Genomic DNA, 7,160 nt, shown 5'->3' with positions numbered 1-7,160 from the left:
AAAACGACTCTGGTACAACTCGCGCTAGGCCTGCTCCACCCCACAGGCGGAGTGGTAAGGCTGTTCGGCACCGAAGTGCCCCGATTCCGGGAATGGTCGTCCGTTGGGTACGTGCCGCAGCGGGCAGATGCTTCCTCTGTCCTGCCCATCAGCGTTGAAGAAGTGGTCCGCAGTGGACTGGCCGGGCAATTGCGGCCCTTACGCCGCGTCTCATCCACTCAGAATGAACGCATTGAACACGTCCTGGAGGTCATGGGACTTCAGACGCTGCGACACCGCCGGATTTCCCAGCTCTCCGGCGGGCAGCAACAACGGGCGCTGATCGCCCGCTCCCTGGTCACCACCCCCCGTATTCTGTTCCTCGATGAACCGACCACTGGAGTCGACGCCGAGGCAAAGGACACATTACGGGTGTCCCTGGAACATCTGGTCGATGTTGAGGGTATCGCCGTGGTCTACGTCAGTCATGATCCAGCTGGTTTCGCGGGCCTGGCGCAGCGGGTACTGGAAGTCCGGGATCGACAAGTGGTTCCCCTCCCCGGACCCATGCCCGTTTCCCCTGCCTCCCACCAGGCAGCGTGACGCATGCTCGAGCTGGAGTTCATGCAGCGGGCGCTGATCGCCTGCACCGTCATCGCTGCCACCGCTCCCCTGGTGGGAAGCTTCATCGTGCAGCGCGGACACTCGCTGATAGGCGATGGCATGGGGCACATGGCATTCGCCGGAGTCGGCCTAGCCCTGCTGACCGGCATGCACCCGCTCATCGGCGCCCTCGGGCTCACCGTGATCGCCGCTGTGACACTGGTGCCGATGTCGAAACGGTCCGGCGGCGGGGATCTTTCCCTGGCCCTGCTCTTCTACGGCGGAATCTCCGCCGGGTACCTCTTCGTCTCCCGTTCCGGCGGGGGACAAACCGCCGTGGTCGGCCTGCTCTTCGGCAGTCCTCTGAACCTGCAATGGTGGGAAGTCGCTACGATCACCGCCCTGGCGGGAATCGTCCTGCTCATCACCGCCGTGGTGTATCGACAGCTGCTCGCCATGGCCTTTGATGAACCCTCAGCAAGAGTCGCTGGTATCCCCACACAGGCCCTGACCCTGCTCCTGACCCTGATGGTCGCGCTCATCGTGGTCGCCGGAATGACCACCATCGGCCTGCTCCTCATCTCCGCAATGATGGTGGTACCCGTAGCCGCCGCGACCCAGATCGCCGGCAGCTACCGAGCAACGTTGGCCATCGCCTCCGGCATCGGGGCCCTCAGCGCCGTACTGGGGCTGACGACCTCGTACTACGGGGACTTCGCCCCCGGTGCCGCTATCGTCGTCATCGCCATCCTCTGTTACCTCGTCACGGCCGTTTCTGCACTGCTGAAAACCCGTTACCACCGGAGCCATGCCTGAGAACGCTCCTCCCAGGCTACTCGCGAAGGCGTTCGGCATCCGCTGCAAAAAACGGCGCCACGGCGAGGTCGTGGCCGCGTCCGTGGTGTGAAGCGATGGACGCGGCGGACGTCGAGGGAAGCGGTCGATACTCCTTCACTCATGGCACCAGTAGGCACGATGGCATCACCCCTCCGACCGCAGCTACTCCTTTCAGAGCTAACGTTGATTCCACTCCGGCCCCTAGATGAACGCAGGACGCCCTTCGACCACGTGTTCCACCACTGCTACGACGTGTCTCCAGGTGTATCCATACGCAACATCACCCTTTGCAGGACACTCCCCGGCCACCCATGTTGCAGTGGAGTGTCCGCGCGATTTAGTGCCACAGAACCGCACCAGGGTCTAGACCTTGTGCGACAAATGGGCCACACGGAGAAAATGAATGGTCCCTCGCGCCGCCCAGGACATGGGCCCGTCGGATCACGCATACATCTCCCGAGCATGGGCATACACCCATGTCAACGCCTCATGATGACCCCTTCGCGCGATCACCCCGCCAGCCACAGGTACACATATACCTATTGACTTAACTGTTTTGTACAGGCTAGTTTCAGTGAGTAACCATCTTGTGTTGAGGTGCATAGACCGGGCTCAGATCCAGATAGCTACTTACGTCTCTATACCTCTTTTTTGCTACGTGACGATCGAATCGAGCCCCTTGTATGAGTTCTGCACCCCCACCCGTACTGTCTCCACCGCCTACTGAGCCCTCACCCTCACCCCGTGGCCTGTCTCGTCCTTCTGTGGCGAAACGGCTCGCGGGGTTTTCTCTTTCTGCCGCCGTTCTGGCCACCTTCGGCGGACTCGCTCCGGCGGTCGCGACGGAAAGCGCCGTCCCGGGAGACGATGTTCAAGAATCCATCAACGAAGCCATCCAGGACCTCGAGGACCTTGAGATCTGGGACGCTCCCGAAGAGGTCAACCGGGACTTCGAGCAGCAAGAACCCGAAGGCCAGTGGGAGGAACAGGAGTCCGAAGAAGAGGTCGAGCAGTTCCAGCGTCGTGAGGCTCAGGCCGATGACGCGACCGCCACTGATGTGGAGGTCTCCGAGATGCTCGGGGTGTTGCCGTATTACTCGATGCACACCGCTGAGATCTTCGCGAACACCACCGCTGGGGTGAACCTGGCCACCGGAAACCTGGTCATCGGGGCCACCCAGACCGAGCTCTCCTCGGCCGGAGTCCCGGCGATGTATACCGATCACTACAACTCCCGAGACACCACCTCCGGCTCCCTGGGCGGCACCTGGCGCTCCGGGATCGGACAAGACACCGGCGTGCGCTCCGTTGATGGGGCCCTACGGTTCAGGGACGGGTCCGGGTTCAACCAGTACTTCACCACCGACGATGAGATCACCTATGACTCCCCGGCGGGCTTGAATGCCTCTGTGGAGCGAACTGACGATGATGAGTTCATCATCGATTACCACCGGACCGGTCAGCAGATGCACTTCAACCGCGGTGGCTACCTGATGGAGTCCACCGACCGTAACGGGGTCGGGATGAGCTATTCCTATGAGGACCGCAGGGTCACTGAGGTCCAGGACCCGGCCGGTCGGGTCACCGAGGTCGAATACGACGACGCCGCGAACACCATCACCTATGTCCTCCCCGATGGGGAACGCGAGATCCTCTACACCCAGGACGATGACGGGGTGCTCGAATCCGTGGCGTATATCCGCGGGGATGGCTCCTCCGATCCGGAGACGATCCAGCAGATCAACTACAGCTACAACAGTGATGGGCTGCTCAGCGCGCTGCGCGCGGAGTTCAACCACACCACCTCCGAGATCGGCCTGGAAGTCGCTTATGACTCCAGTGACCGGGTCTCCGAGCTGACCTACCAGCGGTTCTACCCCCTGGACGCCTCGGGTGAGAACCTTGGTGCCGATGAGCGCACCGAGTCTTTCTCCTACTCCGATGGGGCCACGGTGGTCACTGACCGGAACGGTGAAGACTCCACGATCAACCTCGATGACCAGGGCCGACAGCTCTCCGCGGTCGATCAGCTGGGCCGGGAACGGTCCCAGGAGTGGAGCGCCAACAGTGACGTGACCTCCTCGACCAGCGGCGCCACCGGCGGCGGTCCCGCAGGAGATATCTCGATCTATGAATATGACGAGGCCGGTAACCGCACCGGGGTCGAGCTGCCCACCGGTGCCGGGGCGTCTGCGATCTATCAGATCGGGGATTCCTGCGACAACGGCGGCTCCGGCACGGCCTATCAGGTCAAGTGCTCCGAAGACACGGAGGGCAATGAAGCCACCTATGACTACGACGCCGCCGGCAATCTGCTCGGTGTGACCAACGAATCAGGCGGTGTCGAGGGGTTCTCCCACACCCGTGAGACCTCAGATCGCAGCGTGTGCAACGGCTTCACCGGGTTCGTGTGCTCAACCACCAACGCCAATGGTGAGACCACCAGCTACACGTATTCCGATGATGGTGACCTCATCGAGGTCGATCAGCCCTCCTTAGGCACCACCACGATCAGCTATGACTCGATCAGCCGGCCCACCAGCGTGACCGGACCCGATGGGGTCGAATCCTCCTACCGCTACTACGTGGGCCAGAACTTCGGCCCGGTGACCATCACCGATGGTGAGGAGACCGTGACCCTGGATAACACCCATGACCGACTCGAGACCGCAGCCCCATACACCTGGTCTGATAGCACCTGGGAGGACTTCTACCTGACCAAACGCGCCCCGGGTCGAGGGGTCTACGGTGACCCACTGATGGAAACGTTCACCGACCAGACCGCGGCGTCAGATCCGTTTAACTTCATCCGCGTGAACAACAACGATGACCGGGGCACCACGACACTGATGACCTCGCTCTTCGTCGAGGCCGGGGAATCCCCACAGATCTCCGCCACGGAGAACTTCACCTACGACGCTGCCTCGCAGATGCAGTACATGACCCTCCCCGGGGCCGCTGCCGGTGATTCCTGCTCCGCAGACAGCCCCTCGACTGCCGGTGGAGACTGTGTCGGATTCACCTACGACTCCAAGGGCAACCCGATCGAGCAGGTCTTCCCCGGTGGCGCGATCAAGGAAACCGAGTACGACGCGTCCTCCCGGGCCACCCGGATCACGGTCACCGATGCCTCCGATGAGGTGGTCTTCGATGTGGGCTACACCTACGCCGATGCTGATAACACCGACCGGGGTCTGATCCAGACCAAGACCTCCTACGTCGAAGAAGGCGTCCCCGCCGCAGCGGTCACCACCTACACCTATGACTCCCTGAATCGGCTCACCGCCGCGGAGGAAGTCGACGCAGACGGTGCGACCAACGCCTCCTGGGAGTACACCTACGACGATGCCGGCAACCGCACCACAGCTGCTTCTTCGGGTGACACCGGGCGCGAAGCCGAGGACACCAGCTACACCTACGATACCGATAACCTCCTGGCCACAATCGACGGAGACAGCGTCTCCCATGATGAGGCCGGGAACCTGACCTCGAACCCGGACACGGGCCTAGAAACCAACTACGGGGCACGTCAGAACGCGGAATCCTTCACCCTCGATGGTGACACTGCTGAGGCCACGATCTTCGGCGGATCCAATGACAATCGGAAGCTCTTCGACGGTCAGATCGAGTACCGCTCCGCGCTGGGACTCCACCGCACCGCCGATGAGCAGAACCCCGAAGAAGGCGTCACCTACTCCCGCGATCCCCGCGGTGGCGGACTGATTGCTGCCACACCGACTGATGCGGATAACCCCGCAGCCGGTGCGGATAGCACCTTCTACGTCACCGATCACCTTGGAAGCGTGGTGGTGCTGCTCGACAATGACGGGGAGAAAGTCGGCGGGTACTCCTACGACCCGTATGGCCAGGAACGCGCGATCACTGACGGTGCGGCGGAGGAGAACCTCTTCCGGTACGCCGGGACCCAGCACGACGAAGCCTCGGGGCTCTACAAGATGGGCCACCGCTACTACGACCCGTCCACGGGCCGGTTCACCCAGCCCGACCCCTCCGGCGCGGAGAGCAGCCAGTACCTCTACGCGGCTGGAAACCCCATTAACTACATCGACCCAACTGGACTCGAAGCGTATTCCGTCGGAGGGGTTCAAATTTGTTACTACCTTTGCCTCGAGGTATCACATCAACAATCCCGCAGTGGTGACACGAGCATTTACGTCGGACCACGGTTTGGACCTGAGATCGGCATTACTGGCAACGTTGGAGGAGGAGACAATTACTCCACAGGATTCCAAGCTGACGTCGGTTGTTCCGCAGCTGTCGGATACGGCGGATGGGGCAGCATCGCGAGTAGCTCTGCGGGAACAGACTTCAGCGGCGGCTATCAGTGGGGCGCCGGAGGCGGATGCAGCGTTGGCGCTGGATATTCATTCTCCTACTAGAATAGGTCGACATGACTGAATCTACTGGCGCTCTTATAACTGGAATACTTCTAATTGTAATTTCACTGCTACTCGTTACATTTAGAAATAAACTTGTAAAACGAATGAACAATAGCTACAGCTCACTTTATCCGAAATTGAGCAAACACGAAAAAAGCAAATTTACTCCAACTATGATTGTTTTGGCTTCTGTTGCAATTGCTGGATTTGGGGCATTTTTGTCGATAGTAGTCGCAAATTAGAAACTGGATTAGCTGAATTCTTACCGCAGTCAACGGCAACTCAAGGACTGGCGAAAACGGTCAAAATATTTACGGACAATAAAAGACGTAAGGCCCCGTTCGTGATCGGTGCGGACGGGGCCTCGTCATGAGATGACTCGAAGCCGCTTGGATCATCGTCACTAGCAGGCTCGGAGACATCTCATATCAAATGCTGCACCCTGCGCGCCACTTTAAAAATAGACCCCTCCCCCGAATCGTTTTCTGGAGTACACATGTCAGACCAAACTCAAGAAACTGCACCATCCCCAAAATCCGCACCCCACAGTTTTTCCCCGACAGGACCGAAATCCACCATTCGCTCCTTCTTCAAGAACTACGCACAGTTCAAGGGCTACTCCAACCGAGGAGAGTTCTGGTGGCCCTGGCTCACACTCGTCTTCATCCACCTCGGACTAGCGGCGATCACCACGATCCTGGTGGCCACTGCGTTCTCCGACGGCATCATGACTGAAACCTACGACCCCGCAGGCAGCCCTGAGTACTACCAACGCATCTGGTTCGAAGGCACAGCGAACGTGATCGTCAACATCGCGCTGCTTCTACACTTCCTGATCTGGGTCGCAACAATCTCGCCGCTCATGGCGGTGACCTGGCGTCGATTCCACGACACCGGGCTCCCCGGTCCAGTATTCTTCCTGTGGTTCATCCCCATCATCGGCTGGATCATCGTCTTGATCCTGCTCGCCCGGGGATCTAAGCCAGAGAAGCGCCGTCCAGTGTGGGACGCACCCACGACCCTCTGAGCAACCTCAAGGTCTAACTCTTCTGATCTGGCGGGATGACGCGTCAAGCGTCGTCCCGCTTTTTCATGCCAGGCGTCGCTTTGGGTGTACTTCAGAGCCACACCTTGCCTGTCAGACTGTGATCACTAGGTGTAAGAGGGCGTGACGTTATTGACACCGGCCGGGACCAGTGAGGCCGGAGGCATCTCACCACAGGCAGTATGAGGACGATGATAATTATAATGATTCACCCAGACCGCCAGGGCGTGCCGGCGTGCCTGCTCTGAGGCGTAGATCCGGGTGTAGAGCACCTTCATCGACCTGAGTTCGGTTGT

At 60.1% G+C, this 7,160-nt stretch carries 6 protein-coding genes; 5 read left to right on the top strand and 1 reads right to left on the bottom strand.

Annotation, left to right across the window (positions count from 1 at the left end; genetic code table 11):
* The 5 genes from BG28_RS15140 to BG28_RS14610 form a co-directional block, all read left to right on the top strand.
* Nucleotides 1-582, top strand: a 582-nt coding sequence (locus tag BG28_RS15140) for a metal ABC transporter ATP-binding protein (RefSeq protein WP_152539303.1), incomplete at its 5' end; no start/stop codon positions are given.
* 3 nt (nt 583-585) lie between these two features.
* Nucleotides 586-1,398 (top strand): metal ABC transporter permease, encoded by an 813-nt coding sequence (locus BG28_RS13465; protein WP_051501491.1) that lies wholly within the window; start codon nt 586-588, stop codon nt 1,396-1,398.
* 785 nt (nt 1,399-2,183) lie between these two features.
* A complete protein-coding gene (locus BG28_RS13460) occupies nt 2,184-5,819 on the top strand; it encodes an RHS repeat-associated core domain-containing protein (RefSeq protein WP_036477977.1) in 3,636 nt (1,211 codons plus the stop codon).
* 11 nt (nt 5,820-5,830) lie between these two features.
* Nucleotides 5,831-6,061 carry a hypothetical protein gene (locus BG28_RS15530; RefSeq protein WP_152539301.1) on the top strand — a complete coding sequence of 77 codons (231 nt, stop codon included), beginning with the start codon at nt 5,831-5,833 and terminating at the stop codon, nt 6,059-6,061.
* A 254-nt stretch (nt 6,062-6,315) separates the two neighbouring features.
* A complete protein-coding gene (locus BG28_RS14610) occupies nt 6,316-6,846 on the top strand; it encodes a DUF805 domain-containing protein (RefSeq protein ID WP_051501490.1) in 531 nt (176 codons plus the stop codon).
* Between the two features lie 125 nt (nt 6,847-6,971).
* On the opposite strand, the gene BG28_RS15135 is transcribed toward BG28_RS14610, so the two are convergent.
* Nucleotides 6,972-7,160 (bottom strand): integrase core domain-containing protein (locus BG28_RS15135; RefSeq protein ID WP_152539300.1); only part of this gene is annotated, 189 nt, incomplete at its 5' end.

This window comes from Nesterenkonia sp. AN1 (genome assembly GCF_000582475.1).
GTDB lineage: Bacteria > Actinomycetota > Actinomycetes > Actinomycetales > Micrococcaceae > Nesterenkonia > Nesterenkonia aurantiaca.
The sequence above is the reverse complement of the archived record's forward strand: the minus strand, read 5'-3'. Positions and strand labels throughout refer to the sequence as shown.

Excerpts from the sequence above, each read along its gene's own strand:
- BG28_RS13465 (WP_051501491.1), top strand. The coding sequence starts at position 586 with ATGCTCGAGCTGGAGTTCATGCAGCGGGCGCTGATCGCCTGCACCGTC.
- BG28_RS15530 (WP_152539301.1), top strand. The coding sequence starts at position 5,831 with ATGACTGAATCTACTGGCGCTCTTATAACTGGAATACTTCTAATTGTA.
- BG28_RS14610 (WP_051501490.1), top strand. The coding sequence starts at position 6,316 with ATGTCAGACCAAACTCAAGAAACTGCACCATCCCCAAAATCCGCACCC.